We start from the raw sequence: 26,462 nt of genomic DNA, 5'->3' as shown, positions 1-26,462 counted from the left end.
TAATGGGGGATTGTTATATGATTAATGACTTCCTAAAAAAATATCAGGAAGAGTTGATTTCTGAAAAAATCCAATTAAAAGAAGATATGGATTTATTAGAAACAAAAATAAAAGAAGAAACTAAGTTTCTTGATATTCTTGAACAGTCTAATGATTCGGTTTTTAAAGAATTATCTCCTAGAGATATTAATGCAAAAAATAATGAAAAGGCAGCAGAAGTTCGTTTGATTATTGAAGATTTAAATAGTCAAATGAGTTCAAAAAATAATCAAATGAAGTTCTACGATGGAAGATTAGTAGAAGTTAATGCATTGATTAATAATACTGCTGTTTTAAATAAGCCTGTTATTGAAAAAGTTGAAGAAAAGAAAGAAGAAGACAAAACACTTACAGAAGATTCTAATGTACAGGAAACAAATATCAACAAGGATAATTCATGTGATATTGTACGAAGTGAGTTAATTGCACAGCTTTCTAATATAAAAAGTTTGATATTATTGGACCCATATAGGGCTCAAATTGAATTAGATAATATTATTTCTAATATATAAATAATAACTAACCTATATATAGAAATGTTTCACGTGAAACATTTTTGTATTTTACTCTTATAAAACACAAAATATAGTATTTAGATTTTTGATTCAACTCCAAGATATTGCTATTTTATATTAATAATGTTTCACGTGAAACATTATTACAATAGAAAAGTATTTACTATATCTAGTAAATATAGTGTAGAAGAGTAGTAATTCAAACAGATTTTCTTGGTAGAATTGATTTTTTTGGAATGATATAATTCTAAGAGTTGAAGAGATAATGTAAAAATAAAGTGAGGGAGATAATTAAATGAAGAGAGTAATTGCTATTGCCAACCAAAAAGGTGGTGTTGGTAAAACTACAACTAGTATTAACCTTTCAGCTTGCTTGGCTGAAGCAGGAAAAAAGGTTCTTGTAATTGATACTGATCCACAGGGAAATGCCACAAGTGGACTTGGTTTAGATAAGGATGAGTGTGAGAACACTGTTTATGATTTAGTTCTTGATCAATGTAGCATCAAGGAATGTATGTATCAGGTTGAAAATATTCCAAAACTTACAGTTATTCCATCAAATGTAGATTTAGCTGGTGCTGAGATTGAACTTCTTGGTATTAATGAGAAAGAATATATTCTTAGAAATGCAGTAGATTATGTAAAGGATGATTTTGATTATGTAATTATCGATTGTCCACCATCTCTTAATATGTTAACTATTAATGCAATGACTACTGCAGATTCAGTTCTTGTTCCTATTCAGTGTGAGTATTATGCGCTGGAAGGAATTAGTCAGTTGATTCATACAATCGACTTAGTTCAGCAAAGACTTAATCCAAAACTTAAGATTGATGGAGTAGTATTTACTATGTATGATGCAAGAACAAACCTTTCATCTGATGTAGTTGATACAGTTAAGAATAATCTTAATGCAACTGTTTATCAAACTATTATTCCAAGAAATGTACGTCTTGCAGAAGCTCCATCTCATGGACTTCCAATTAATCTTTATGATTCAAAGTCAACAGGTGCAGAGAGCTATCGTAATTTAGCAAAAGAAATTATTGGAAGAAAGGATTTATAAAATGGCTACAAAAAAGGGAGGATTAGGTAAGGGATTAGATTCTCTTATTGTTAATAAAAATGAAGGTGTAGTTGCTGTTAATCCAGAACAGCATGGGGCACCAGTTGAAGTAGATATTAATAAGGTTGAGCCTAATAAGCTTCAGCCTAGAAAAAATTTTGATGAGGATAAGCTTCAGGACTTAGCTGAAAATATTAAAATACATGGAATCATAAATCCACTTATTGTTCAGGACCGTGGAAACTATTATGAGATTATCGGTGGTGAGCGTAGATGGAGAGCAGCAAGAATTGCTGGTTTCAAAAAGGTTCCAGTTACAATTATGAATCTTAGCGAGCAGGAGTTCGTTGAGATTTCACTTATTGATAATATTCAGCGTGAACAGTTAAACCCAATCGAAGAGGCTATGGCTTTTGCTCGACTTATTGATGAGTTCAAGTTAAAGCAAGATGAGGTTGCAGAGAGAGTATCAAAGAGCAGAACTACAATTACAAATGCTCTTAGATTATTAAAGTTAGATAAGAGAGTTCAGGACATGATTGTTGATGATAAGCTTACAACAGGTCATGCCCGTGCAATGCTTTCAATCACAGATTTAGATAAGCAGTATGAATTTGCTGAAAGAGCATTTGATGAGAAAATGTCAGTACGTGATGTTGAGCGTGAAGTTAAAAAGTTATTAAATGACAAGGGCGCTGACAAGAAGAACAAGTCAAATGAATTAGATCCTCAGTTAGCTGCTGTTTATCATCAGACACAAGAAAAGCTTAAGAGCGTACTTGGTACAAAAGTATTTATTAATGCTAAGGATAATAAATCTGGAAAGCTTGAAATTGAATACTATTCTCAGGATGAGCTTAATAGAATAGTAGAATTACTTGAAAATATAAAATAGAACATTTGTTTGTAGGAGACAAGAATGATAGAACAATACGTAGGAATTAGCACAGATTACATCGTAATAGGACTAGCAGCTTTAGTTTTAATTATGATGATTCTCTTAATAGTTTTCATTGTACAAATGTCAAAGCTAAAAAAGAGATATAAAATCTTTATGCAGGGAAGCGATGCAAAGTCATTAGAGGATACATTAGTTTATAGACTTGAGCAGGTTGATGAACTTATTGAGGCTAATGCAAGTAATGAGAGAAATATAGATACAATCTTCAAAAACATGAAGGATTGCTTCCAAAAAATTGGTCTTGTTAAATACGACGCATTTAATGAAATGGGAGGAAAGCTTAGCTTTTCACTTTGCTTATTAAATGAGAATAATTCAGGATTTGTAATTAATGCTATGCATTCTAGAGAAGGATGTTATACTTATGTTAAAGAGATAATTGATGGAAATTCAATTATCCAGCTTGCAGAAGAAGAAGAGCAAGCATTAGAACAAGCACTAGGTGGAAATTAATGCATCAATATTTGCCAGCCATTGGATTTAGTAAATTAAATAAAAAGACCTTGGAAAATCTTCTCCAGGAAATAAGACTTAGGCCTGATTATCATGAGTCTGCAATAGATCTTGATGGAAATCAATTTGTTGAACTTAGATGTATGGTAGCTGATAATGTGGGCCTCGTTCTTAGAGGCGTTTATAATGAGGATGATGAGTTCGTATTAGATTACTATTATCCATCTTATTTTGGAGAGTCAGTTTCAGCTAAAAATGATGTTGAAGTAATTAAACAATCTGATAAAGATAATTACCTGGTTATGTGTGATGAAATAAGATTAGGTGTTAATCTTATTTTTCAATTGCAGAACATGGGTCAGTTCCTTAGAAATAATCTTAAGGATAAAAAAATCGAAAAGAAAGATATTAGATTGGCTGCTTTATCTTTAGACGCCAAAATTATTCTCCCTTTGTATGACAATGAAAAAAGTCGTATAAAGGCTAAAATGAATAATCAAAAAAGAATTGATCTTGTTGAGCAGGCGAGAGAGGGAAATGAAGAAGCTCTCGAAAGCTTGACTATGGATGAGATTGATTTATATCAAAGAATTTCGAGAAGAGTTACCAGGGAAGATATTCTCAGTGTAGTAACAAGTTATTTTATGCCTTATGGTATCGAAAATGATAAGTATGAAATACTTGGTGAAATTCTAGATATAAAATCTTTGATTAATCACATTACTATGGAAGAGCTTTATGTTCTTACAGTTGATAGCAACGATGTGATTTTAGAAGTATGTATTAATAAAAAGAATCTGTACGGAGAACCTTTAGTTGGTAGACGTTTTAAGGGTATTATTTGGCTACAGGGAACGGTTGATTTTTCATAACTATTAGATTAAAATCTAATAGTTGTGTAAAATCGTATGTTTGAGTAGCTCAGCTGGATAGAGCGTCCGCCTCCTAAGCGGAAGGCCGTGGGTTCGAATCCCATCTCGAACATTTTTTATTGGAGCCTTAAGGGCTCCTTTTTTTAGAGAGGATTTACAAATGGATATTATAGTGATTTTTCAAAGAATGTTAATGTTACTTGCTATGATGGGGCTTGGCTATTTGAGCTATAAAAAAGAATGGCTTGATGATTACAGCTATAAAAAGCTCTCTGTTATAGTTGTTAATATTTTTAATCCAGCCCTTGTAATAAATGGAGCTCTTTCAGCAATTTCTGCAGGTGGCGCTGATTTAAATCTAATAAAAGAAAATTTTATGTTTATAGTGATTTATTTTACTATGAATATTATATTAAGTTATCCAATTGCTATAGCCCTTTCTAAAAATGATAATCAGAAAAATGTTTTTAGATTGATGACTATTTTTTCAAATGTAGGGTTCATGGGAATACCAGTAATCTCTAGCATTTATGGAGAAGAGTGCATTATCTATATAACATTTTATATTCTTGTATACAATGTGGTCTTATATACACTTGGTACTTTCATTGCTCAGAAAAATCTTCCAAAGGAAGAAAGAACAAGTGGAATAAAAGGAATGATCAATATTGGAACTGTATGTTCCTTAATTGCAATCATAATATATTTTCTCGGGTTCCAGTTTAATGACTCAGTGTTATTATTCTTTGATTATATAGGTGATGCAACGATACCACTTTCAATGATTGTTATTGGAGTTTCAATTGCTAAGATTCCACTTAAAAAAGTATTCCAAGGTGTACGCCTTTATTTATTTGCATTAATCACACTTGTAATAATACCAATTATAGTTTCATTTGTTTTTAGAGGCATGGAACATGACAAAACAATATTTGGCGTATTTGTTTTAATGTTTGCTATGCCAGTTGGGAGCATCGTCACAATGTTCATTAAAGAATATGGTGGAGATGAGAGCCTTTGCAGTAAGGCGACAATAATTACGACTTTATTATCTATAATCACAATACCAATTGTGGCATCATTTATTTAAAGACTTAGCTTGCTAAGTCTTTTTTTGTTTCTTAAATAATTTCCATAGATGGCTCAAAATAATTAATGAATAAATAAGAAAAAATAATAAATTAACCACATAATTTTCGCAATATTGAGTTAGAATACAATAGAGTATATAAGTAGTCTTAAAAATAAAGATATTGTATAATCAAATTTAGAATGTAATACGCAAAATAGGGGGAAAATAAATAAGAGGAGGATGAAAATGCATGGCAGATATCGAATTAACAAAACAGCAGCAAGATACTTTGGGGGAAATTGCTAATATAAGCATGGGTTCGTCAGCAACCTCTTTAAGTGCTTTGTTAAATAATTTAAAAGTAGATATTACAACACCAAAAATTGAATTTATTAGAAAAAGCGAAGCTTTAGACGATTATCATAATGTATGTGTGTTGGTTCATATAAATTATGTAAAAGGTTTATCAGGAAGTAACGTATTAATATTAAAAGAAAATGATGTAAAAATAATCGCAGATTTAATGATGGGAGGACAGGGAGTAGCAGGTCCTGACGAAATTGGTGAAATACAATTATCAGCAGTTTCAGAAGCAATGAATCAGATGATGGGAAGTGCGGCATCTTCAATGTCTCAGTTACTGAACAGAGTGGTCGATATTTCTCCACCAAAAACAGACAATATCGATGTTGAAAGTGTAAAGATTTTTGAGAGATTATTTGAATCTCCAGAAATAGATTTTGTAAAGATAACATTTAATTTGAAAATTGGTACAGTAGTAGATTCTGTTATGGTGCAGCTGTATCCTATTTCGTTTGCAAAGGATATGGTATCTCTATTCGAAAATAGTAATGACTAGGGGGCGACATGGACGAGAACGGAAAAAGAATTCAAAGAGAAATTGCCAAGGATAAAATCCAAATTATTCTAGCTAGTATTGCTGTGGCGGTACTCATTATCATGGAATTATATATCATGATAAATTACAAGAGCAATTTTATGGGGATGGCCGCTGGAATACTATTGATGATTATTGCGCTTTTTTTCCTTATAAGCGGCGTTTTAGACATGTCTTTGAAAAGTAAGGACATGGAAGAACAGAAATATGAGGATATTTATAATGCGCAAAAGGCATCCTATCTCGTCATAAGAAAAAGCTTTGATGAACTTGATCAAAGACTTAGAGCAATAGAAGAAAATAGCTCACTGCCAGCAGAAGATATTATTAATGCCCAAAAGGCAGTAGCAAAGGTTACAATTTCCAGAAGTAAGGAAAATACAGATGCTTTAATGAATTCCAATGATGAGCTTATCAATCAAATGATAGCCATCCAGGAGAAGCTTGAAAATAATAACAATTCAATTATTGAAAAGCAACAGTCATTGTTGAAGGAAACGAATTTTGATATTCAGCAAAAGATTGCTGAAATTACATCTCAGTTATCTAGCTTAGAAGGAAGAATCCAGGGTCAGATGTCTGCAATTGCAGCTCAGCCTGTTCAAGTAGTTGTTCCACCTGTTGTAACAGAAGTTGCATCGGAGCCGGCAAGTGCTCCTGAGATGCCAGTAATGGAACAAACTCCAGTGACAGAAGAGATGCCAGTGATGGAAGAAGCCTCAATGGCAGAAGAAATGCCGACGATGGACGAAGCCCCAGCGGCAGAAGAAATGCCAGTGATGGAAGAAACTTCAGTAGACGACCTGGGATTAGATTTAGATGCTATAGTAGAAGAAGATGTGCCAGCTGAAGAACCTGTAATTGAGGAGTCAGCCTCTGATGATGTTGGATTAGACTTAGATGCAATGGTTGAAGAAGAACCAGTTGCAGATGAAGCCCCTGTAGATGATTTAGGACTTGATTTAGATGCAGCTACTGATGAAGGTGCTGTAGAAGATTTAGGATTAGATTTAGATACTGCAGTTGAGGAAGCTCCAGCAGATGATTTAATTGAAATCCCAGATGGCGAGCCAGTGGTAGAAGAAGCAGTAGAAATCGCAGCCGAGGAACCGGTGGCAGAAGAAGTAACAGAAATGCCAGCCGAGGAGCCGGTGGCAGATGAAGTAGCAGAAATGCCAGCCGAGGAGCCAGCGGCAGAGGAAGTAGTAGAGATAGCAGCTGAGGAACCGGTGGCAGATGAAGCAGTAGAAATACCAACTGAGGAACCAGCGGCAGAAGAAGTTGTAGAAATTGCTGCATCGGAGCCGGCATTAGAAGAAGCCCCAGATTTAGATGCATTACTTGCTGAGGTTGGTGGTCCAGTTGATGAAGAGCCAGCTCCTGAACCTGAGCCAGAGCCACCAAAGGAAGAAGAATCAGATGATGTTGTGATTCCTGATGTTGGTGTTGATTTATCAGATCCAAATCGTGTAATGTCAGCTGAAGAAATTGAAAAGCTATTTGCTAGCATATAAAATAGATACCTGTCTCATAATAGGGGCAGGTATTATTTTATTCACGGACAACTGATTCTATCAATGTATTAGATATAGAAAATTCAGAAATAAGAAAGAAAAAAACTTCGAAAAATATGTAAAATTAATAAAAAAACACTTGCAAAAAGTGGAAACAGGCTATATACTTATATTCGTTGCTGAGGCAATGAATTGAATATGCGCGACTAGCTCAGCTGGCAGAGCACCTGACTCTTAATCAGGGTGTCCAGGGTTCGAACCCCTGGTCGCGCACGAAAACGTCGAGTTTATCTCGGCGTTATTTTTTTATATTCACATTTCTTAAATTTTAATAGCCATCCCCTTGTCCCGAAAGGAGGATGGATACTTAGTACTATTTGAACTGTGAATATAAAAAATGCTGCAGCAAAGACTCGACGCTTTGTGCAGCATATTGGTTATCTGGATGCGATTAGTTTAAAGATTGGGTTACCCATACTAGAAAACTTTTCTTCGTATTCTGTCATAACGTTGCCTTCGTTCATGGTAGCATCATTATGCAAATCGTATGTTAACGAATCAATTTTCCAGATTGGATGATTGTTGATTTCCTCAACAGAAAAATCGAATAAATCCTTGTTGTCGGTTTTAAATTCAATGTGTCCATCCTTGGCAAGAATAGCATTGTATCTGTTTAAGAAAGTAGAAGATGTAAGTCTTCGTTTGCTGTGTCTATCCTTTGGCCATGGATCAGAAAAATTAAGATAGATTCTATCCACTTCGTAGCATGAGAAAATATCAAGAATATCTGTTGCATCGAAGCAAATGAATCTAAGATTAGGAATTTCTTCTTCCTGAACCTTTTGGATAGCTCTAAGTAAAACGCTAGTGTAGCGCTCAATACCAATGTAATTGATGTTAGGGTTCTGCTTGGCAAGAGTAGTAATAAACTGACCCTTTCCCATTCCTATTTCGATGTGAAGCGGATTATCATTTTCAAAAAGTTGTGATTTATATAAACCCTTGTATTTAACAGGATCTGAAATGCAATAAGGGCTGTTTGAAACCACCTCATCTGCACCAGGTATGTTTCGTAATCTCATATTTACCTCCGAACTAAATTATAAACATAGCATATAATAACATCTTTATGAAAAAAACGAAAGAATAGTATTGCGTGACTTAGAAATAAAAAGTTATACTATAGACCGAGGTAAAAAAATGAAAAGTAAAATTGCGAAGGCTTTAAGCCTTATATTTATAGTTAATTTATTTCTTTCTATTCCAAGCTTTAAAGTGCAGGCCGCTGATTATTGGCCAAGTAGCGTTAGTGTTACAGCAGAATCAGCCATTGTAATGGAACAAGAAACAGGCACTATTCTCTACGAGAAAAATATGGACGATGTTCATTATCCTGCAAGTATTACAAAGATAATGACTGCGTTGATTGTGCTTGAAAATTGTGATTTGGATGAAACTGTTACATTTTCTGCAGAAGCTGTATATGGAACTGAACTTGGTTCATCTAGTATTGCAAGAGATGTTAATGAGGAAATGACTGTTGAGCAGACCTTGTACGGAATGATGCTTGAGTCGGCCAACGAGTGTGCTTATGCATTAGGTGAGCATGTTGCAGGAGATATGGATTCTTTTGTGGATATGATGAACGAAAAAGCAAAGGAATTAGGCTGCAAGAATACTCATTTTAATAACTCAAACGGTTTGCCTGATGAGGAGCATTACACAAGTGCTTATGATATGGCATTGATTTCCCGTGCTGCTTTTGCTATTCCAAAGTTTGCCGAAATAGTTGGAACAAAGAGCTATACAATTCCACCTACTAATAAGCATTCAGAGGCTACAATGCTTAACAACCATCATTGCATGCTTCATTATTACAAAACTAATCAATATTTATATGATTATTGCTTAGGTGGAAAAACAGGTTATACAGTTGTGGCAGGTGCTACACTTGTTACATACGCAAAAAAGGATGGAATGACCCTTGTATGCGTAGTAATGAAGGATCAAACGGGACAGCAGTATGTAGATACCACAAATCTTTTTGAATACTGTTTCGATAATTTTAGTAAGTACAATGTTTCTGATTTTGCATCGATTTCTGAAGAGAACACAGATGTAACAGGAATTCTTAGTGAGAAAAGCGAATTAATCAAAATCGATGATAAGGGATTGATTGTAATTCCAAAGGCTGCAAGTGTACTAGATGTTACATCTACAGTGGTGCCGTATTCTGATGAAAGCAATTCATCAATTGTAGGTCAGCTTAGATATACTTATGCAGACCGAAGCGTTGGTTATGCTAACCTATTGTTTACAAATGCAGAGACAGGCAGCTATCCATTTGATAATTTGCCAGTAGAGCAGGGCGGTAGCGGAAAAGAATACATACAGGTTGACTATCCAAAAATTGGATTAGTAATACTATGTATTATTGCAGTGATTGCCTTGGTATTTTTCATAAAGAGTAAATCAAGTAACATTCTATTGTATAGACATAGGTTTAAAGAAAGGCACGCAAAGCCAGCTAAAACTAACATGACTATCATTAGAGATAATGGAAAACGTAGAAAAAGACGTAGATAACGACAATAATTGTCTTACATATTTATAATAACGACAAAATAATAAAAGAACGACAGTGATTAATCTAAATACTGTCGTTCTTTTTTATTGTAGACCGCGAAAATATTTTCATGTTTAGAAAAACAAATTATCTATTTATCAGACTATTAATCATTATTTCTAATTGATGTTTATTATTCGTATACAATATAACACCATTAGAAGTCTTGATCATAGTGATTATTTTATCTGCAAAGGTTTCTGATTCGCAAAGTAGTTGAAACAGATAATCTAGATACTGACCGCTAGCTTTCAAAAAAACAGTTTCATATTCTTCCAAAGGAACCAAGCTGGCATTGCACTTACTCATTAAAAAAGCAATTTCCTTATCTTGATTTAGCTGTGCCTCGGTTTTATTAATAATAAAATATCCGCGCTCATCCTTTGGCATATTAAGTGCCTTCACTGCACGTTGAACCTGTTTAGTTAAACTGCTACTTGCAGGATAGAGCGATTGAAAATAGCTCATAAAATCAGAAGCGCTTTTGAAGTGTTCATTGGTGCCACGTTCAAGAACCTCTGTCATGAGTATTTTCTTTATTACATTTTCACATTCCTTGCGAGATGGATTTTTTCTAAGAGTAATAGTTGATTCAGACATAACTCCCCCCTTAAAAGACAAAATCAATTGAACTAATAATATTATAAGACAAAATGTAAGACATCTAAAGACAAATAATTGCTAAAGGGCTAATATTCAAGGAAAAACCAGGCACCAAGAATTGACAGATAATTGATAGAATGGGATAATTACATCAATAATTACCTCGCCAAAGGAATAGGAGTGGAAAAAATGGAAATGCTATTATCTCGTGACGAAAAAAAGCAATACCAGTTAGAACAGATTAATGACTTGGTTGAAAACAATGGGGGACTAGTGAAAACTAGCGAAATAGAAGCTCTTGGAGTTGATTATCGCAGAGTCCTTACATTTGTAGAGGAAGGCTATTTAATTAGAGTAAAAAGTGGCTATTATACAACCAAGTATTTTGAATGCACAGAGGATCAGTGGATTTTGAAATTGTTTGGCGAGGACGGAATTCTTACAATGGAAACCGCCATGTATGTGTATGGCTACTTGAAGGATAGACCTTACAAGTGGAATGTTGCCATTAACAAAAATACAAGCAAATCAAGATTCAATATAGATTACCCAATTGTAGTTCCTTACTATACTGAGCCTGAGGTCTTGGAGCTTGGTGTTACCGAGACAGAGTTTGCCGGTGGGAAAATGAAGATATACACAAAGGAACGCTTAATTTGTGATTATCTAAAATATCAGGAAAAGGTTGATAGAGAGGATTTCAAAAAAGGCGTTTGGGCTTACATTATGGATGAAAAAAAGGATGTAGCCAAATTGATGGAGTATGCAAAGGAACGTAAGGTCCTTAAGAAAGTGCAGAACATGGTAGGTGTGTGGCTATAATGATTAATAGATTTAAGATAAAGGAAAAATCAGAACAACTTAATATTCCTTTTAAAAATTTATTATCTGCAGCAGTTGCTGAAATCATCATAGGTCTTATTGCTGACGGGAAATATTGTAACGAGCTATATCTATGCAATACCTCGGATTTCAATCCAGATATTTACAGGGACTTATGCATAGGCAATATTTATTATGAGTATGTAAGAGACCTAGATGAGAAAATGGCAGTTCTATATATGCGTGATATTCTAAAAGAAATCATGGCAAAGGCTGCATTAGAAGGATTTGCTGTAAACGGCTCCGTTGAGGAGGGAGTAATTCACCTTAAGATAACTGTTGATGAAATGTACATTCCTCTTCAGATTTATTTTGAAAAGCATAGAGCTGCCCATGAGCCAGAAAAAATGGATCTAAAGCTAACAGCCTATGAAAATAGAAATGTAATTGTTCTTACTAATCCAAAGGAAGAAGAGCTAAGCAAACACCTAATTGAAATAATCGAAAAATTAGAATTAATAAATGACATGGACCATTATTACGAAGCCTATAGAATTCTTACCACTCATCCAGTAAATGGTCGAAAGGTAAAAGAGCGAGTGGCTCAATTAATGGAAGAGCGTGGAGTTTCTTTAGATGATTCAAGAATAAAAATGCTCGAAGAATATAAGGACTATACCTACATGAAAAGAAAATGGAAAGTAGAGTTACGCCAAAAGAAAAAGTCTGAACCAAAATGGGAAGACGTTAATATTTGTCTCATTAACTTTATAAGACCTATTTGGCAGGCAATTAGAGACAATGTAGTCTTCTTGGGTGATTGGATGCCGCAGCTAAAACGATTCCTAGATTAGCATACAAAGTTGTGCTTGAGGATAGAGAAAACAGCATAGTAGTAGGAATTTCTATCATTAACTTTGTAGAATTGTTGCTCCATGGAAACCACAGAAATATCCTGGATTTCTTCCATATCGATAATATTTGTGTTGCAACGATTCAAAATAAAACTAAGATTTGCGCGCTTGTAGAAGATACCTTTAAATAGAGTACCAATACATTTTTTGCTAAGAACACCGCAGATAGTTAGATTGTCATCACTAAAATTAAAGGTGGTGATGTCGTAATCATCGGAATGATCATAGAGATATACCGCAATACGTGGATCCATAAAAGGTGTATCAACAGACATGAAAAAGGCTTTTTTACCTGACATCATAGTAAGACTAGATAGAATCGCACCGTAAGGGCCGGCATTTCTAGAAATATCTGGAATCTCTGTAGCATCGAGATTTAGGTGCGCCAAATCACCTCTCTGATTTACAGAAAGATAGATTTTATCGAAATATGGTGAGAATTTATTATAAATGTATTCAACCATAGTCTTATCTTCAAATGGTAAGAGGGCTTTCTTTGTGCCCATTCGTGAGCTGTCTCCGCCGCAAAGTATAACTAAAGTTCTATTCATGCCAACCTCCTGTAGATTACAAATATTATATAAATAAAGTAAGTAAAATGAAAGTAACAAAGCAAAATATGAACCTAAAGAAAACTCTAGACGAATATTCCAAGTCAAATATGTACCCATTTCACATGCCGGGGCACAAGAGAAATCTTGATGGAGTATACAAGATTGATATGACAGAGGTTGAGGGTGTGGATGATTTACATGACCCTAGTGATGTCATTGCTGGTGAACAGGAAAAAATGGCAAGGCTCTTTGGGGCAGACGAAAGCTTTATTTTAGTAGGTGGCTCTACAGTTGGAAACTTGGCTGCAATATACGCTGCTTGCCAAGAGGAAGATAAAATTATCATCCAACGAAATTCCCATAGAAGTGTTTATAATGGGGCGATGATTCGAAATCTAAAGGTAGAATATTTAAATCCAAAGCTTGATGAACAGGGAATTTATGAAGCTGTAACTCCAGAAATGGTTGAAAAGGCATTGCAGGAAAATACAGATGCAAAGGCTGTTGTAATAACAAGTCCAACCTATGAAGGTTATCATACCAACCTGGAGATTATCGCAAAGATATGCCATGAGAAAAATATATGCCTTATAGTAGATGCTGCCCACGGTGCCCATTTAGGATTTCATAGTGAATTTAAGCATAGGGCAACTGAGTTTGCAGATATAACCGTGCAAAGCTTGCACAAAACATTGCCAAGTCTTACTCAAACGGCAGCGCTTCACATAAAGGGCAAAATAGCTGATGGAAGAAAAATTCGAGAAGCACTAGATATTTTTGAAACTAGTTCGCCTTCCTATGTGTTGATGAATTCGGTAAGTGAATGCTTGGATTATCTGGAAAAAAGCGTGGATTCCTTTGATAACTATGTGGAAAACTTGAAGGATTTCTATAGTAAATGTGGAGAACTAAAGCATCTAAAGGTCGTTGATGAAGATAGTGAAATCAAGGACCCAGGGAAAATAATTATTTCAACCAGACAGACAAATGTCACAGGTATTGAACTTGCCAGAATTCTTAGAGAAAAATATGAACTTGAAACTGAAATGTCCAGCTTTGCTTATGTTTTGGCAATGACCAGTGTTATGGATACGAAGACTGGATTTGATAGGCTAGCAAATGCCCTAATAGAAATTGATAAAAGTCTAGAGCTAGGTACATTTGAATTTCCAAGCATTTACATCAGGTCAACCAAGAAAATGGAAATGTTTGAGGCAAAGGCCAAGGGTTCAAGGGTAATAGATTTACAAGATTCTATTAATCATGTTTCGGCGGCAATGGTTTGCCTTTATCCACCGGGAGCGCCAGTGCTGGTTCCGGGAGAATTAATCACCACAGAAGCTTTGGAATTAATCAAAAAAGCAAAGAATGTTGGAATTCATGTTACAGGCTTAAGCGGAAATGGGGTTTCCGTTGTCAATTAAGGGTTTGTGAATTATACTAAAATTATTAAAATATGAAGAGGAAATAATGGGACGTATTTATTGCATAATGGGCAAAAGCTCATCAGGAAAAGACACAATATTTAAGCTTTTGCTTGAGAGGGAAGATATTAATTTAAAAACAATTGTATCCTATACAACACGCCCTATCAGGAGTCATGAAAAACCAGGGGAAGAGTACAATTTCGTTTCTGTTCAGGAGAAAGACAGATTGATAGAAGCAGGAAAGGTAATCGAAATCCGAAAGTACGACACAATTCATGGGCCATGGTTCTATTTTACAGTGGATGATGGCAGTATAGATTTAGCAAATCACGATTACTTGATTATCGGAACCGTAGAAAGCTTTGTAAAAATACGAGACTACTACGGTGAGGACAATGTTATTCCGATATATATAGAAGTAGATGATGGTACACGCCTCACAAGAGCTTTGGAGCGAGAAAAGCTACAGGAGCATCCAAAATTTGAAGAGATGTGTAGACGTTATTTAGCTGACCAGCAGGATTTTTCTCCAGAAAATCTTGAAAAGGCCAGAATTACAAACGTATTTAATAACGATGATGACAGTTTAATTACCAGTGATAGAATAGCAGCATTTATTAACGGTAGGTGAGCTTATGGATATTAGAGTAAGTGATGTTAATCAAGTTCAACAGACAGAAGCTACAACAGCCAAAGCGCCAGTAGATGATACATTCAAATTCACTTTGGCTGCAGCAATTGACGATGCAGACTTACAGGAAAAGCTAACTAATTTGATGAATGATATTGCTACACAGGGCAAACTTTTATCAGAGCATATGGATATTCGCGACATGAAGCGATACCGTGGATTGGTAAAAGACTTTTTAAACGAGGTAGTAAATCGTAGCCACAAGTTTTCGCGAGAAAATTTCTTAGATAGGCGAGGTCGCCACAGAGTTTACGGCATGATAAAGCTTGTTGATGAAAAAATGGACGAGCTTGCAACAGCACTTGTAAATGACGAAAGAGATCACATAGATATTTTAAATAGAGTTGATGAAATCAGAGGTTTGCTCTTAGATATCATCACATGATTTGGGAGAATTTTAATGAGCTTTGCAGATATTATAGGCCAAGAGGACGCCAAAAGTCTTCTTACAAATGCAGTACAAACAGGCAAACATAGTCACGCCTATATTTTCAGCGGAGAAAAGGGTTCTGGAAAAATGATGTTGGCTGAAGCCTTTGCACAAATGCTTCAGTGTGAAAACCCAGGTGATGACGCCTGCGGTGAGTGTCCAGCATGTGCACGTACAATAAGTCACAATAATACAGACGTTATTTATATTTCTAGAGAGTTTGATAGCAAAACCAAAAAGTTCAAAAGAAATATTACAGTAGACCAGATTCGTGAACAGCTGATTAATGATGTTGATATAAAGCCTTACTATAAAAAGTTCAAAATCTATATTATTGAAGATGCAGAAAGAATGAATCCACAGGCTCAAAATGCCCTTCTTAAAACAATTGAGGAGCCACCAGAGTATGTAATTATTATTCTTTTGACATCCAATCACAATGCATTCTTGCAAACCATTTTATCCCGTTGTGTCTTAATTCAAATGAAGACAGTTGAAAAGGAAAGTATCAAAAGACTTTTGCAGGAAAAGTATGAGTCTGTTGATTACCAGGCCGAGATGGTTTCCACATTTTCTCAGGGAAATGTAGGGAAAGCTATTGCCCTTGTTAGGGATGAAAACTTTAACGAGGTTAAAGGCAAGGTCGAGTCTCTCTGTAAAAAAGTCGGCAAAATGGATGAGTTTCAGATATCTTCTGAGGTTGCCGAGATTAAACAATTTAATGATCGAGACAAGAAAGAGGACGCTGCAGAAGGGGAGAAATTCCAGGGTTTTATAGACCAAATGCTAGATTTAATAACCCTTTGGTACAGAGATGTGCTATTATATAAAGCGACATTGAATGATGGAAATATAATCTTTAAAGAAGATTTGTATGATATTCATGAGCAGGCACAGACATGCAGCTATAATGGAATTAATCAAATTATAGCTACCATTTCTGAGACTAGAGCCAGACTCAATGCAAATGTCAATTTTGATTTGGCAATTTTGCTTCTTATACAGGCAATGAAGGAGAACACTAGATGATAAAAGTTATCGGCGTGCGCTTTAGAGGCGGCGGAAAAGTATATTATTTTGATCCAGCTGGAGTAGAGCTCAAGCGTGATGATCAGGTTATTGTTGAAACAGTTCGCGGTGTTGAAATTGGAACAGTTTTACTTGTAGATAAAGAAATCTCTGATGATGAGGTTCCAGGACCTATCAAGAAAATCATGAGAAAAGCATCTGACGAGGATGTTAAAAAGGCTGAGAAAAATGTTGAAAAAGAAAAAGAGGCTATGAAGATTTGCGAAGAGAAAATCGCAAAGCGCGAGCTTGATATGAAGCTTGTTGGAGCTGAGTATACTTTTGACAACAATAAGCTTATTTTCTATTTTACAGCAGACGGACGTATAGATTTCCGCGAGCTTGTTAAAGACCTTGCAGCAGTATTCCATACACGTATCGAGCTTCGTCAGATTGGAGTTCGTGATGAGACAAAGCTAATGGGCGGTATCGGTATTTGTGGTAGAGAGCTTTGCTGCAAGAGCTACTTGACTGATTTCGTGCCAGTATCTATCAAGATGGCAAAGGAGCAGAACCTTTCTTTGAATCCTACAAAGATTTCTGGACTTTGCGGTAGACTTATGTGCTGCCTTAAGAATGAGCAGGAGACATACGAGTACCTTAACAGCAGACTTCCTGGCATCAATGATACTGTTACAACACCAGATGGTTTCAAGGGTATTGTTCAGTCAGTTAATGTACTTCGCCAGACAGTAAAGGTTCTTTTCGAGGATGGCGATTTAAAGGAAATCAAAGAGTATCCTACTAGCGAGCTTAAGTTCAAGCCTCGCAAGAAAAAGGTACAGGTATCTAAGGAGGAGGCCAAGGAATTGGCTGAATTGGAGGATAAAAATTAATGGAAAATCTTGTGCGCTCTGATGAGCGAGTAGATGACCTGCAAATAAATGACTACAAAATTATTCAGCATCCTGACAAATTCTGTTTTGGCATGGATGCTGTCTTGCTATCAAGCTTTGCAAAGGTAAAAGAGGGTGAGGTTGCACTTGATTTAGGAACAGGAACTGGTATTTTGCCAATTTTGCTTGAGGCTAAAACTGATGGTGCACATTTTACGGGACTTGAGATTCAGCCAGAAAGCGCTGAGATGGCAAATCGCTCTGTTTTACTTAATAATTTGCAGGACAAAATTGATATAATAGAAGGTGACATCAAGGAAGCCTCAAAGCTTTTTGGCAAGGCTAGCATGAATGTTGTCACTAGTAATCCACCATATATGACCAATCATCATGGGCTTAAGAATCCAAATGATGCAAAGGCTATAGCGAGGCACGAGCTGCTATGTTCTCTAGAGGATGTAATCAGGGAGACCTCAGCAGTGCTTAAGCAAATGGGCAGATGTTATTTTGTTCATCGACCATTCAGGTTGGTGGAGATTATTACACTTATGAGACAGTACAAGCTAGAGCCAAAGCGCATGAGGCTTGTTTATCCATTTGTGGACAAGGAACCAAATATGGTTTTAATTGAGGGTGTAAAGGGCGGCGGTCCTCAGCTTACAGTGGAGGCACCACTTATTGTTTATGACAGCCCAGGTCAATACACCAAAGAGATATACGATATTTACGGTATGATTATGGAGAGATAATGAGCGGAACACTTTATTTAGTTGCCACCCCAATCGGAAACCTAGAGGATATGACCTTTAGAGCAGTCAGAATTCTCAAAGAGGTTGATTTGATTGCAGCAGAAGATACTAGAAATTCAATAAAGCTACTTAATCATTTTGAGATAGATACACCAATGACTAGCTATCATGAGTTTAACAAGGTGGACAAGGCTATCCAGCTGATTGCCAAGCTTAGAGATGGGCAGAACATTGCTGTTATCACAGATGCAGGTACACCGGGTATCTCAGATCCTGGAGAAGAGCTTGTGGCAATGTGTTACGAGGCAGGAATCGAGGTTACTTCAGTGCCGGGCCCAGCTGCATGTATCACAGCAGTAACAATGTCGGGACAGGCCTGCAGACGCTTTGCTTTTGAGGCATTTTTACCAAAAGACAAAAAGGAACGTCGTAGAGTCCTAGAAGAGACTAAAAATGAAACTAGGACAATCATCATTTATGAGGCGCCTCATCACCTAATTGGCACACTGAAGGAGTTAGCTCAGGTGCTTGGTGAGGATAGAGGAATTACTTTATGCCGAGAGCTTACTAAAAAGCATGAGGAAAAAGAGAAGACTACCATAGGTGGAGCATTAAAATCCTACGAGACCAAGGAACCTAGAGGCGAGTATGTTCTCGTCATTGCTGGCAAATCAAAGGCCGAGGTTATCGAGGAGGCTAGGGCTGCTTTCGAAGATATGAGCATTCAGGAGCACATGGATATGTACTTAGCTCAGGGAATGGATAAAAAGGACGCAATGAAGGCAGTTGCAAAGGACAGAGGAGTTAGTAAGCGAGATATTTACAACGCTTTACTTTAAAACTGGCAGGAGAAGATATGAATATAATATTGGGAATAATTACAAACAAATTCTTTTTAGCACCTATGGTTTCATGGATTGTTGCCTATTTGCTAAAGGTTGTAATAGACAGTGTTCGAAGTGGATTTTGCAAGGAGCGAATAGTTGGCGGTGGCGGAATGCCAAGTAGTCACGCAGCATTAGTCACAGCTCTTGTATGCATAGTAGTAGCTTTAAAGGGAGCAGATTCCTTTGAATTTGCAATTGCATTATTTTTCGGGCTGACAGCAATGTATGATTCTAGAAGAGTAAGGTTCGAAACTCAGCGACAGGGAAGAGCTCTTAATAATCTTAACGAAGAGAGAAGCGAAGAGGGCAAGCAGCCCCTTGATGTTGTAAAATTTAGAGAAAAAGTAGGACATACTATTCCAGAGCTATTATTAGGAGCTGTAATAGGTGTCATTTGTTCAATAATTGTTTATCATATTCAATTTTAAATAGAGCTGAATAGTAGAAAGGGGGAAGAGTATTGGATAATATCGAAAAACTAAAAGAAATGATTGATGAGTCATCAAAAATCTGTTTTTTCGGTGGAGCAGGGGTTTCTACAGAAAGTGGAATACCAGATTTTCGTAGCAAAGACGGACTTTACAATCAACGAGATGTTCAGTTTGATAAGTATCAACCTGAGTATTTACTGAGTCATAGTTGTTTGATTCATGAGCCAAAGGTTTATTTTGAGTTTCATAGGCAAAAGATGGACACAAGAAAAATTGAGCCAAACAATGCTCATAAATATTTGGCAAAGCTTGAAGAGACTGGAAAGCTCATAGGTGTTGTTACCCAAAACATTGATGGTCTTCATCAGAAGGCAGGCAGTAAAAAGGTTTTTGAAATTCATGGAAGTGCCCTGCGCAATTACTGCATGAATTGTGGAACCACCTATCCTGTGGATTTCATTTTTGATTCAGAGGATGAGATTCCAAGATGTGATTACTGCGGAGGCGTGGTAAGAGCCGACATTACCCTTTATGAAGAGGGGTTGCCTGATGACCAGGTTAACGGAGCCATCGATGCCATCAGTTCAGCGGACATGATGATAATAGGTGGCACATCACTTACAGTATATCCAGCAGCATCCTTCATCAATTATTTTAGAGGCAAAAATTTGGTAATCATCAACCGTGACCCTCTAAATATACGTGTTGGTGAAAATGTACTCGTAATAAACGAAAAGATAGGCGAAGTATTTACAAAACTAGCAAAGCTTCAAGGGATAACTCTTTGATGTGTGGATATTTTGTCAAAAACAGAAGAAATTAGGAAATAAGCCTTGAAAAACGCATAGGTTCATGCTATTATCTTAATTCGTGGTATAAATAATTATATCCTTGCTAGGTTACTTGAAAGTAACTTGGCCTATAGACCAAAAGGAGGTAGAAAAGCATGAACAAGTATGAATTAGCACTCGTTGTTAATGCGAAGATCGAAGACGATGCAAGAACTGCCACAGTTGAAAAGGCAAAGGAGTATATCACTCGCTTTGGTGGCCAGATCTCAGACGTCGATGATTGGGGCAAGAAGAGACTTGCTTATGACATTCAGAAGATGAATGAAGGATTCTATTACTTCATCCACTTTGATGCTGAGGCAGGCGTACCTGCACAGATCGAAGAGAATGTTCGCATCATGGACAACGTACTTCGTTTCTTATGCGTTAGAGCTGACGAGGCTTAATAGTATAAGACAAGGAGATTAATTATTATGAATAAAGTAATTCTTATGGGACGTCTCACTAGAGATCCAGAGGTTCGTTACGGTGGAGCAAACAACAGCGCTGTTGCAAGATTCTCTCTTGCAGTTGATCGTAGATTTAAGAGAGAGGGCGATGAGCAGACAGCTGATTTTATCAACTGTGTAGCTTTTGGCAAGACAGCAGAGTTTCTTGAGAAATATGCTCGCAAGGGCACAAAGTTCGTTGTTGAGGGTCGTATTCAGACTGGCTCTTACACAAACAAAGAAGGACAGAAGGTTTACACCACTGATGTAGTTTGCGAGAATGTCGAGTTCGCAGAGAGCAAGAATTCTCAGAGCGGCGGAAGCAGCTTCGACGGTGGCGCAGGTTTCGCACCAAGCTCTGACGCAGGCGACGGCTTCATGAATATCCCTGATGGAATTGACGAGGAATTACCGTTCAATTAAGTAGGAGGTTAAATCATGGCTTTTAATAAGACAGGCGATGGTCAGCAGAGAAGAAGACCAATGCATAGAAGAAAGAAAGTCTGTGTTTTCTGTGGTAAAGATAACGTTATCGACTACAAGGATACAGCAAAGCTTAAGAAGTATATTTCTGAGCGTGGAAAGATTCTTCCACGTCGTATCACAGGCACATGTGCTAAGCACCAGAGAGCTCTTACAGTAGCTATCAAGCGTGCTCGTCACGTTGCACTTATGCCTTACGTACAGGATTAATTCTTGAAATGATTATAAAGCACTTTCTAGGGAAACCTAGAGAGTGTTTTTTTTATGTTTTAACATCTAAATCAGCCTTCCATAATTTGTGTTTTTGGTGATGAAACCATCAAAGAAAAGGAAAAAAGCTATGGCAAAGGTAATCGCAAGTAGTAGCTACTACATAGCAGAATAAAATCATGATATAGCAGTTGGTTTATAGTTGACACGATTGCACGACACTCATATAATACAAATTAACATGGTTGCACAACACTCATGTAGAAGGAGGTATTATATGCCAAGAGTTAATTTATCGTTGAATGAAGCAGTTTATGGAGACTTGAAAGCAGAGGCTGATGATAAGGGAATAAGTGTTAATAATCTTGTATATAGCATTCTTAAGGATCGCTATGGTTACAATGGGTTTGATATATTAGTTGAATTTGAAAATTTAAAAAGGGAAGCTAGGGCGCAGAAAGGTTTTTTTAGCCTTCATGCGCTTCCTACTTTCCAGAATCTTGAGAAAAAGTTGGAAAATACAGGCTATCCAGAGTCTGCAGCGCAGGTAAGGGCTAGACTTGGTAGAATGTTCCAGGATGCAGTTGAAAAGAATTTAGTTTGGGATATAGATAGAGCAGTTACTGTAGATCAAGATAAAAACGAGGTTGCTAAAACAGCAGCACGTGCAGCAGTATATGCAAGCAAGCTATCAGATGCAATGAAAGGGGAGTAGTTATGGATAATGGTAAAATGGCTGGAGCAGTAATAGGTATCTTTGGTACATTGGCAATGTTTGCGATAACCATTGTTCTGTTTTTACTAGGACATTTTTACATTGTTAATGGCTTGATAGTAGGTTTCTTACCTTTTTTGATGATGATAAGTGCAGGATATAGCGAAGCAGTATGCTGGGGTGTTTATGGATTAATTATTCTGGTATCAGTAGTGCTTCAGTTGAATTTTAAGGTAGCTAGATTTGTATTTGGAATAATATCTTGTGGTGTGGTGTCATTGTTTATTTGGGATAAGTACAAAGAAGTGGCATTAAAAACACAAATTATGTATATAGGAATAGGAGTTGTAATTACTGGCTTGCTTAATTTTGTAGGATATTGTAAGGAATATTAATGATATTTAATGTCTAGAAATAATTATATTTGTTCTCTTAAGTTAGGACTTAATTAAGCTGATATTTTCATATATCAGCTTTTTGAATGAAGAAAAATGGAAGAAAAAAGAAGAAAAAAGGGGATTTAGGTGTCTATGTTAAAATTGTGCTGTCCGATAAAATGCCATTGAAAGTGATATTATAATAATCAAAACAGGAGGTTAGCGCAGCGGAGAGGCGCAGTGTACTTAGTACAAAGGACCCGAGTTCGACTCTCGGACCTCCTATTTCCCATTGGAATAATTTTCAATTTTTTATATTGAGGATGTTTTTGGTATAATTTTAATAATAAAAACAAATGAGGTTGTAGTTTTATGGGTATCTTAATATTTGTATTGATTATTGCAGTTATTCTTATTATTAAGAAAGAAAACGAAAAAGAAAAGGCAAGAGTGTTTCGAGAAAATGAAAGATTGCGTCGTGAATTATATGATGAAATACTTAGATATCTGCATTTATCTAATATAAGTTCTCTTATTAAAAATACTGATGATACAGTTAAGGTTAAAAGTCGACAAACACTTGAGAATTATGATGACATTAAATATCTAAAGGAACATGATGACTGTATTGATAAGATTAAACAAGTCACGATGACACGCAAAGATGTAAAAAATATTCTTGAAGATTTCTTAAAAGAGAATGAGTTTAAAGAGCGGCCACAATACAATAATGTTGCAATTGATCTTCGTAGGTTATTAAATATAGCAACAGGTTATAGAGTTAAAGTAGTTTACATCACGTCAGCTGGTAATCGTAAAGGTGAAAAATTATTAAATTTTTCAGAATCACGAATTAAAGAGATAGAAGAACATCCTGAATGGCTGATGACAAAAGCAGAGTATAATAAACTTCTGAAGGAAGAAGCGAAAAAAGAGCTTGAAAACAAGAAGCATGAGTATTATGAAAAAGTCAATTCTATTATTGACTTTGCGAATGACTCTAAAGATAAGCTTATTGTTAAAGCTAGGAGCAAAAAACTTGATGAATTGATTCAGCAGCTATTTGATAGAACTATCAATAGTATTCAAAAGATTAAACAAAATGATAGTGAAGAATGGTATATGCTTGAAAATTTCATTATCAACATTGAGACTCAAGTAAGGAAAATAGTTGATGATGATAAAAAGATTAGTGAGTACTACGCTTCAGATGATTTTGCGAAGATTAAAGAAACTTGTAACTCATTAAATCTTTCGCGCAAAGAATTTAATGAATATATCGATGAGAAGGCACAGTCTATATCGAAACTATTTGGTACTAGAGTTGTAAGAAATGAAACTCAACACGAAGATACATATAATTATATTCGTGCTTACAAGAAGAGTATTACACCATTTACAGCTGAAGTTTCATCAAATGTATTTGGTAGTGCTGAGAATAATCCAATTAATTATATCATCAAGTATTTCTATCCAAACAAAAGTCAGTACAAGGAGCAGATTCAGAAGTTAAAGATACTTATTGAAGAACTGGAAACCTTGAAAGAAGCGAAAGTCATTATTGATAACTATAAGAAAGACTATGAACAATATATCCAAAATGTTCCAGCATATGTTTTAGAGAACGATGAAGACGGCTTTTATTCGAGATTAGGTCTTGCAATAATTGATGAAGCCATTCTTAATGTGGAATATAAGTTTACATATACGAGTGATGGTGGTATGGCACAACGCTCTTTTACAGTTCCAATGAATGAAGAAAACATAATTGAACTTGTTAATGCTCTTGAAAGTAAATTGTCAATTGAGGCATTGGCAAAAGAACAAAGAGCTATGATGACATCGAAGCTAAGAATGTTTATCAAAGAACGTGATAAGTTTACTTGTTGCCAATGTGGAAATTCAACAAGTGCAGAGCCTAATTTATTGCTTGAAGTTGACCATATAATTCCAATTGCTAAAGGAGGATTAACTCAAGAAGATAATCTTCAGACACTATGTTGGAAATGTAATCGTAGTAAAGGTGCAAAAATAATATCATAAAAAATGAAGAGAGAGCTTTAATTTGAAGCTCTCTCTCTTTCTTTATAAATGAGTAGTAATATGATATTTCTATAGTTTTTTGAAACTGGAGAAGTTATATTTTAGAGCCTTTGAAAAAATCCCTTTTATTGTTAATACGATATTATGATTTAACTCCAAGGTTTTTCCATGTATCAGTAACAAAATTATAATTATTACCGTTAGAATCTAGCTGTTTGTTAATTTCGGACACTAATTTAATTACCCATTCAGGATGCTCATCTGCGACTAAAATTCCGCAAGTAGGTGTGGTGCCATCGTTAATTAAACCGTCCCAGTACATTTTTAATTGATAAACATCCTGAGAATCAGTTTTATTGTATTTACCTTCATAAATATTTACATCACCTGATATAGTACATTCATATAAATCAATTCTAGGTAATTTCTTTTCATCTGTACTAATGGCATGCCATACACGTTGTTCAACAGAAACGGTAGGTTTGGATGATGAGTGTAAAAAAGCTCGTTCCTTATCTTCCTTTAGTTTGTTAAAAAGTTCGATTTCACTTGTGCTCTTACTCATGGATTTAATTGGGTTAGGCATCTTCTTTTTAATCCATCCGTAAAGTGCTTCGATTTTTTCATCACCCTCATTTAGACCATTTTTTGAAGTGGTCGTTCCTGGTAATAATGATGCATCATCTGTTTGTAAATCAATGATAACAAGCAAAGAATTATAAGAGTTATGTTTTTCAGTAGCCCATACATCATCAAAAATATTGTATTTCATGACTCGACCATTAAATCGAATTTCTATACCAGAAGTCGACATATTGGCTTTGTAATATTTACATGATTTTGTGTTATCAAATAATTCTGAGTCATTTTTTGGAGTGTCTTTACTCTCAACCTCAAGAAATTGGTAGTTAATTGTGAGTTTACCATTTCTATCAGGGATATATGAATTACTATCTTCGTCAAATGAAACTGTTTCACTAGAAATTCCTGGTGGATAGACACTTTTTTGACTAGGAACTAAGGCGCTCAAATTATAACTTGCAAAACTTTTACCTTTTTCTTTAACCTTTAATTTCATGGAAATTGAAAGAGTTTTGATAATACCAGCGTATGTAAAGCCTAAATCTTCATAAAGAAGAGCGGCAAGCTTAATAAATCTAGATTGATCACCTTTGATACCACGAGAAACAGTTTTAAAAAGGGCATGAGAACAGGTAAATTCGATATATGTACCAGTTGAACTGAACTCTCCAGGCCAATCAGTTTTCGAATCATCAATAATCATATCTTTGTTAAATGTATATGGAGCAGAGACTTCATCATAAGTAGCTGATGAAGCGTCTGTACGTGTGCATAAGCGCCATGAACTATTTTGAGGATCTGCAGCAGCAAAGGCTTGTTTCATTCCAAATCCGTGTTCATTAAGGGGGGAATCTTGGCGAGATTTAGCACCAATGCCAAAGGCGTTGGAGAAGTCAGAGATTCCTGTACCAGAATCCTCTATTGAAATTTTAACATCGCTTGTATCTAATTCTTCTAAAGTAATAATAATACTATTGGTATTTAGTGAGGGATGGCCTTTAAAGTTTGATATAGAATTATCCACAAATTCATTTATAACTTGTGAAATAGAAGTATATTGTGTTCCTAAGCCGGCCCATAAGTTACTGTTTTCTGTGTTGGCTGTAAAAGTACGAGACATGTTAACCTCCCAATTTTTTTATAATATACATTACACTAATACTATCATATCTAATCGTTAAATAAAAAGGATTATAAATACTTGTTTTCATCGTACAATTATTATGCAATTTATGCAATTTATGTAAGGAGCCCTATTTATAGGACTCCTTTTTTTGGTTTGCGCGCCATGGGCGCGCTCTAACGGGTGAAAGTCCCGAACACGCCCAGATAGTGGGAAGTGTAT

At 35.7% G+C, this 26,462-nt stretch carries 30 protein-coding genes and 2 tRNA genes; 28 read left to right on the top strand and 4 right to left on the bottom strand.

The window, feature by feature from the left end:
* Positions 1-17 precede the first annotated feature (17 nt).
* The 10 genes from E7276_RS07550 to E7276_RS07505 all read left to right on the top strand — a co-directional run bounded on the left by E7276_RS07550 (position 18) and on the right by E7276_RS07505 (position 7,663).
* Positions 18-551 (top strand): hypothetical protein, encoded by a 534-nt coding sequence (locus E7276_RS07550; RefSeq protein WP_294215807.1) that lies wholly within the window; start codon positions 18-20, stop codon positions 549-551.
* Between the two features lie 298 nt (positions 552-849).
* Positions 850-1,620: a ParA family protein gene (locus tag E7276_RS07545; protein WP_294215805.1), complete on the top strand. Its 771-nt coding sequence runs from the start codon at positions 850-852 to the stop codon at positions 1,618-1,620.
* 1 nt (position 1,621) lies between these two features.
* Complete coding sequence (locus tag E7276_RS07540) at positions 1,622-2,515, top strand: ParB/RepB/Spo0J family partition protein (protein ID WP_294215800.1); 894 nt, start codon at positions 1,622-1,624, stop codon at positions 2,513-2,515.
* 24 nt (positions 2,516-2,539) lie between these two features.
* Positions 2,540-3,034 (top strand): DUF4446 family protein, encoded by a 495-nt coding sequence (locus E7276_RS07535; protein WP_294215798.1) that lies wholly within the window; start codon positions 2,540-2,542, stop codon positions 3,032-3,034.
* Positions 3,034-3,906: a DUF3881 family protein gene (locus E7276_RS07530; RefSeq protein WP_294215796.1), complete on the top strand. Its 873-nt coding sequence runs from the start codon at positions 3,034-3,036 to the stop codon at positions 3,904-3,906. The genes E7276_RS07535 and E7276_RS07530 overlap by 1 nt, the downstream gene beginning before the upstream one ends.
* Before the next feature lie 38 nt (positions 3,907-3,944).
* A tRNA-Arg gene (locus E7276_RS07525) sits at positions 3,945-4,018 on the top strand.
* 48 nt (positions 4,019-4,066) lie between these two features.
* Entirely contained in the window at positions 4,067-4,996 is a 930-nt protein-coding gene (locus tag E7276_RS07520; protein ID WP_294215794.1) for an AEC family transporter, read from the top strand.
* Between the two features lie 232 nt (positions 4,997-5,228).
* Positions 5,229-5,837 (top strand): flagellar motor switch phosphatase FliY, encoded by a 609-nt coding sequence (fliY, locus tag E7276_RS07515; RefSeq protein ID WP_294215792.1) that lies wholly within the window; start codon positions 5,229-5,231, stop codon positions 5,835-5,837.
* 8 nt (positions 5,838-5,845) lie between these two features.
* Entirely contained in the window at positions 5,846-7,390 is a 1,545-nt protein-coding gene (locus E7276_RS07510) for a hypothetical protein (protein WP_294215789.1), read from the top strand.
* A 200-nt stretch (positions 7,391-7,590) separates the two neighbouring features.
* Positions 7,591-7,663 (top strand) — tRNA-Lys (locus E7276_RS07505).
* 164 nt (positions 7,664-7,827) lie between these two features.
* Here the strand turns inward: E7276_RS07505 and trmB are convergent.
* A complete protein-coding gene (gene trmB, locus E7276_RS07500; RefSeq protein WP_294215786.1) occupies positions 7,828-8,472 on the bottom strand; it encodes a tRNA (guanosine(46)-N7)-methyltransferase TrmB in 645 nt (214 codons plus the stop codon).
* A 118-nt stretch (positions 8,473-8,590) separates the two neighbouring features.
* On the opposite strand from trmB, the gene E7276_RS07495 reads away from it, so the two are divergent.
* Positions 8,591-9,976 carry a D-alanyl-D-alanine carboxypeptidase family protein gene (locus tag E7276_RS07495; protein WP_294215783.1) on the top strand — a complete coding sequence of 462 codons (1,386 nt, stop codon included), beginning with the start codon at positions 8,591-8,593 and terminating at the stop codon, positions 9,974-9,976.
* A 127-nt stretch (positions 9,977-10,103) separates the two neighbouring features.
* Here E7276_RS07495 and E7276_RS07490 read toward each other — a convergent pair whose 3' ends face one another.
* The gene (locus E7276_RS07490; protein WP_294215781.1) at positions 10,104-10,616 is read right to left on the bottom strand and encodes a hypothetical protein; all 513 of its coding nucleotides are present in this window, start codon (positions 10,614-10,616) and stop codon (positions 10,104-10,106) included.
* A 192-nt stretch (positions 10,617-10,808) separates the two neighbouring features.
* Here E7276_RS07490 and E7276_RS07485 point away from each other — a divergent pair, with 192 nt between their 5' ends.
* Together E7276_RS07485 and E7276_RS07480 are read left to right on the top strand one after the other, a co-directional pair.
* Entirely contained in the window at positions 10,809-11,441 is a 633-nt protein-coding gene (locus tag E7276_RS07485; RefSeq protein ID WP_294215778.1) for a type IV toxin-antitoxin system AbiEi family antitoxin domain-containing protein, read from the top strand.
* Positions 11,441-12,295 carry a hypothetical protein gene (locus E7276_RS07480; RefSeq protein ID WP_294215775.1) on the top strand — a complete coding sequence of 285 codons (855 nt, stop codon included), beginning with the start codon at positions 11,441-11,443 and terminating at the stop codon, positions 12,293-12,295. Before E7276_RS07485 ends, E7276_RS07480 begins: the two co-directional genes overlap by 1 nt.
* Here E7276_RS07480 and mobA read toward each other — a convergent pair.
* The gene (mobA, locus tag E7276_RS07475) at positions 12,292-12,906 is read right to left on the bottom strand and encodes a molybdenum cofactor guanylyltransferase (RefSeq protein WP_294215773.1); all 615 of its coding nucleotides are present in this window, start codon (positions 12,904-12,906) and stop codon (positions 12,292-12,294) included. The two genes, E7276_RS07480 and mobA, sit on opposite strands and share 4 nt — an antisense overlap.
* 47 nt (positions 12,907-12,953) lie before the next feature.
* Here mobA and E7276_RS07470 point away from each other — a divergent pair, with 47 nt between their 5' ends.
* From E7276_RS07470 to E7276_RS07400, 15 genes are all read left to right on the top strand, one after another.
* Positions 12,954-14,333, top strand: coding sequence for an aminotransferase class I/II-fold pyridoxal phosphate-dependent enzyme (locus E7276_RS07470; RefSeq protein WP_294215772.1), 1,380 nt, complete (start codon positions 12,954-12,956; stop codon positions 14,331-14,333).
* A 46-nt stretch (positions 14,334-14,379) separates the two neighbouring features.
* Entirely contained in the window at positions 14,380-14,967 is a 588-nt protein-coding gene (locus E7276_RS07465) for a guanylate kinase (RefSeq protein ID WP_294215769.1), read from the top strand.
* 4 nt (positions 14,968-14,971) lie between these two features.
* Positions 14,972-15,412, top strand: coding sequence for a YaaR family protein (locus tag E7276_RS07460; protein WP_294215768.1), 441 nt, complete (start codon positions 14,972-14,974; stop codon positions 15,410-15,412).
* Positions 15,413-15,427: 15 nt separating this feature from the next.
* Positions 15,428-16,486, top strand: coding sequence for a DNA polymerase III subunit (locus E7276_RS07455; protein WP_294215765.1), 1,059 nt, complete (start codon positions 15,428-15,430; stop codon positions 16,484-16,486).
* Positions 16,483-17,361, top strand: a complete 879-nt coding sequence (locus E7276_RS07450; RefSeq protein WP_294215762.1) for a PSP1 domain-containing protein — start codon at positions 16,483-16,485, stop codon at positions 17,359-17,361. The genes E7276_RS07455 and E7276_RS07450 overlap by 4 nt, the downstream gene beginning before the upstream one ends.
* Entirely contained in the window at positions 17,361-18,110 is a 750-nt protein-coding gene (locus tag E7276_RS07445) for a tRNA1(Val) (adenine(37)-N6)-methyltransferase (RefSeq protein ID WP_294215760.1), read from the top strand. Before E7276_RS07450 ends, E7276_RS07445 begins: the two co-directional genes overlap by 1 nt.
* A complete protein-coding gene (gene rsmI / locus E7276_RS07440; RefSeq protein ID WP_294215758.1) occupies positions 18,110-18,949 on the top strand; it encodes a 16S rRNA (cytidine(1402)-2'-O)-methyltransferase in 840 nt (279 codons plus the stop codon). The genes E7276_RS07445 and rsmI overlap by 1 nt, the downstream gene beginning before the upstream one ends.
* 17 nt (positions 18,950-18,966) lie before the next feature.
* Positions 18,967-19,425 (top strand): divergent PAP2 family protein, encoded by a 459-nt coding sequence (locus E7276_RS07435; RefSeq protein WP_294215756.1) that lies wholly within the window; start codon positions 18,967-18,969, stop codon positions 19,423-19,425.
* A 32-nt stretch (positions 19,426-19,457) separates the two neighbouring features.
* Positions 19,458-20,216 carry an NAD-dependent protein deacylase gene (locus E7276_RS07430; protein WP_294215754.1) on the top strand — a complete coding sequence of 253 codons (759 nt, stop codon included), beginning with the start codon at positions 19,458-19,460 and terminating at the stop codon, positions 20,214-20,216.
* A 158-nt stretch (positions 20,217-20,374) separates the two neighbouring features.
* The gene (gene rpsF, locus E7276_RS07425) at positions 20,375-20,665 is read left to right on the top strand and encodes a 30S ribosomal protein S6 (protein WP_294215751.1); all 291 of its coding nucleotides are present in this window, start codon (positions 20,375-20,377) and stop codon (positions 20,663-20,665) included.
* A 27-nt stretch (positions 20,666-20,692) separates the two neighbouring features.
* Entirely contained in the window at positions 20,693-21,130 is a 438-nt protein-coding gene (locus E7276_RS07420; protein WP_294215748.1) for a single-stranded DNA-binding protein, read from the top strand.
* Between the two features lie 15 nt (positions 21,131-21,145).
* A complete protein-coding gene (gene rpsR, locus E7276_RS07415; RefSeq protein WP_028234190.1) occupies positions 21,146-21,400 on the top strand; it encodes a 30S ribosomal protein S18 in 255 nt (84 codons plus the stop codon).
* 277 nt (positions 21,401-21,677) lie between these two features.
* A complete protein-coding gene (locus E7276_RS07410; protein ID WP_294215742.1) occupies positions 21,678-22,115 on the top strand; it encodes a hypothetical protein in 438 nt (145 codons plus the stop codon).
* A 2-nt stretch (positions 22,116-22,117) separates the two neighbouring features.
* Positions 22,118-22,510, top strand: a complete 393-nt coding sequence (locus E7276_RS07405) for a hypothetical protein (RefSeq protein WP_294215739.1) — start codon at positions 22,118-22,120, stop codon at positions 22,508-22,510.
* A gap of 354 nt (positions 22,511-22,864) precedes the next feature.
* On the top strand, positions 22,865-24,535 hold the full coding sequence (locus E7276_RS07400; protein ID WP_294215737.1) for an HNH endonuclease: 1,671 nt from the start codon (positions 22,865-22,867) through the stop codon (positions 24,533-24,535).
* Between the two features lie 142 nt (positions 24,536-24,677).
* Here the strand turns inward: E7276_RS07400 and E7276_RS07395 are convergent, their stop codons facing one another.
* Positions 24,678-26,237 (bottom strand): ATP-binding protein, encoded by a 1,560-nt coding sequence (locus E7276_RS07395; protein ID WP_294215734.1) that lies wholly within the window; start codon positions 26,235-26,237, stop codon positions 24,678-24,680.
* Positions 26,238-26,462 lie beyond the last annotated feature (225 nt).

Origin of the sequence: Pseudobutyrivibrio sp. (genome assembly GCF_015057185.1) — a bacterium.
Lineage (GTDB): Bacteria > Bacillota > Clostridia > Lachnospirales > Lachnospiraceae > Pseudobutyrivibrio.
Note: the sequence above shows the minus strand (reverse complement) of the source record. Positions and strands in the feature narration are given on the sequence as shown.

Coding starts and splice junctions, on each gene's coding strand:
- E7276_RS07550 (WP_294215807.1), top strand. CDS start 18: ATGATTAATGACTTCCTAAAAAAATATCAGGAAGAGTTGATTTCTGAA.
- E7276_RS07545 (WP_294215805.1), top strand. CDS start 850: ATGAAGAGAGTAATTGCTATTGCCAACCAAAAAGGTGGTGTTGGTAAA.
- E7276_RS07540 (WP_294215800.1), top strand. CDS start 1,622: ATGGCTACAAAAAAGGGAGGATTAGGTAAGGGATTAGATTCTCTTATT.
- E7276_RS07535 (WP_294215798.1), top strand. CDS start 2,540: ATGATAGAACAATACGTAGGAATTAGCACAGATTACATCGTAATAGGA.
- E7276_RS07530 (WP_294215796.1), top strand. CDS start 3,034: ATGCATCAATATTTGCCAGCCATTGGATTTAGTAAATTAAATAAAAAG.
- E7276_RS07520 (WP_294215794.1), top strand. CDS start 4,067: ATGGATATTATAGTGATTTTTCAAAGAATGTTAATGTTACTTGCTATG.
- fliY (WP_294215792.1), top strand. CDS start 5,229: ATGGCAGATATCGAATTAACAAAACAGCAGCAAGATACTTTGGGGGAA.
- E7276_RS07510 (WP_294215789.1), top strand. CDS start 5,846: ATGGACGAGAACGGAAAAAGAATTCAAAGAGAAATTGCCAAGGATAAA.
- trmB (WP_294215786.1), bottom strand. CDS start 8,472: ATGAGATTACGAAACATACCTGGTGCAGATGAGGTGGTTTCAAACAGC.
- E7276_RS07495 (WP_294215783.1), top strand. CDS start 8,591: ATGAAAAGTAAAATTGCGAAGGCTTTAAGCCTTATATTTATAGTTAAT.
- E7276_RS07490 (WP_294215781.1), bottom strand. CDS start 10,616: ATGTCTGAATCAACTATTACTCTTAGAAAAAATCCATCTCGCAAGGAA.
- E7276_RS07485 (WP_294215778.1), top strand. CDS start 10,809: ATGGAAATGCTATTATCTCGTGACGAAAAAAAGCAATACCAGTTAGAA.
- E7276_RS07480 (WP_294215775.1), top strand. CDS start 11,441: ATGATTAATAGATTTAAGATAAAGGAAAAATCAGAACAACTTAATATT.
- mobA (WP_294215773.1), bottom strand. CDS start 12,906: ATGAATAGAACTTTAGTTATACTTTGCGGCGGAGACAGCTCACGAATG.
- E7276_RS07470 (WP_294215772.1), top strand. CDS start 12,954: ATGAAAGTAACAAAGCAAAATATGAACCTAAAGAAAACTCTAGACGAA.
- E7276_RS07465 (WP_294215769.1), top strand. CDS start 14,380: ATGGGACGTATTTATTGCATAATGGGCAAAAGCTCATCAGGAAAAGAC.
- E7276_RS07460 (WP_294215768.1), top strand. CDS start 14,972: ATGGATATTAGAGTAAGTGATGTTAATCAAGTTCAACAGACAGAAGCT.
- E7276_RS07455 (WP_294215765.1), top strand. CDS start 15,428: ATGAGCTTTGCAGATATTATAGGCCAAGAGGACGCCAAAAGTCTTCTT.
- E7276_RS07450 (WP_294215762.1), top strand. CDS start 16,483: ATGATAAAAGTTATCGGCGTGCGCTTTAGAGGCGGCGGAAAAGTATAT.
- E7276_RS07445 (WP_294215760.1), top strand. CDS start 17,361: ATGGAAAATCTTGTGCGCTCTGATGAGCGAGTAGATGACCTGCAAATA.
- rsmI (WP_294215758.1), top strand. CDS start 18,110: ATGAGCGGAACACTTTATTTAGTTGCCACCCCAATCGGAAACCTAGAG.
- E7276_RS07435 (WP_294215756.1), top strand. CDS start 18,967: ATGAATATAATATTGGGAATAATTACAAACAAATTCTTTTTAGCACCT.
- rpsF (WP_294215751.1), top strand. CDS start 20,375: ATGAACAAGTATGAATTAGCACTCGTTGTTAATGCGAAGATCGAAGAC.
- E7276_RS07420 (WP_294215748.1), top strand. CDS start 20,693: ATGAATAAAGTAATTCTTATGGGACGTCTCACTAGAGATCCAGAGGTT.
- rpsR (WP_028234190.1), top strand. CDS start 21,146: ATGGCTTTTAATAAGACAGGCGATGGTCAGCAGAGAAGAAGACCAATG.
- E7276_RS07410 (WP_294215742.1), top strand. CDS start 21,678: ATGCCAAGAGTTAATTTATCGTTGAATGAAGCAGTTTATGGAGACTTG.
- E7276_RS07405 (WP_294215739.1), top strand. CDS start 22,118: ATGGATAATGGTAAAATGGCTGGAGCAGTAATAGGTATCTTTGGTACA.
- E7276_RS07400 (WP_294215737.1), top strand. CDS start 22,865: ATGGGTATCTTAATATTTGTATTGATTATTGCAGTTATTCTTATTATT.
- E7276_RS07395 (WP_294215734.1), bottom strand. CDS start 26,237: ATGTCTCGTACTTTTACAGCCAACACAGAAAACAGTAACTTATGGGCC.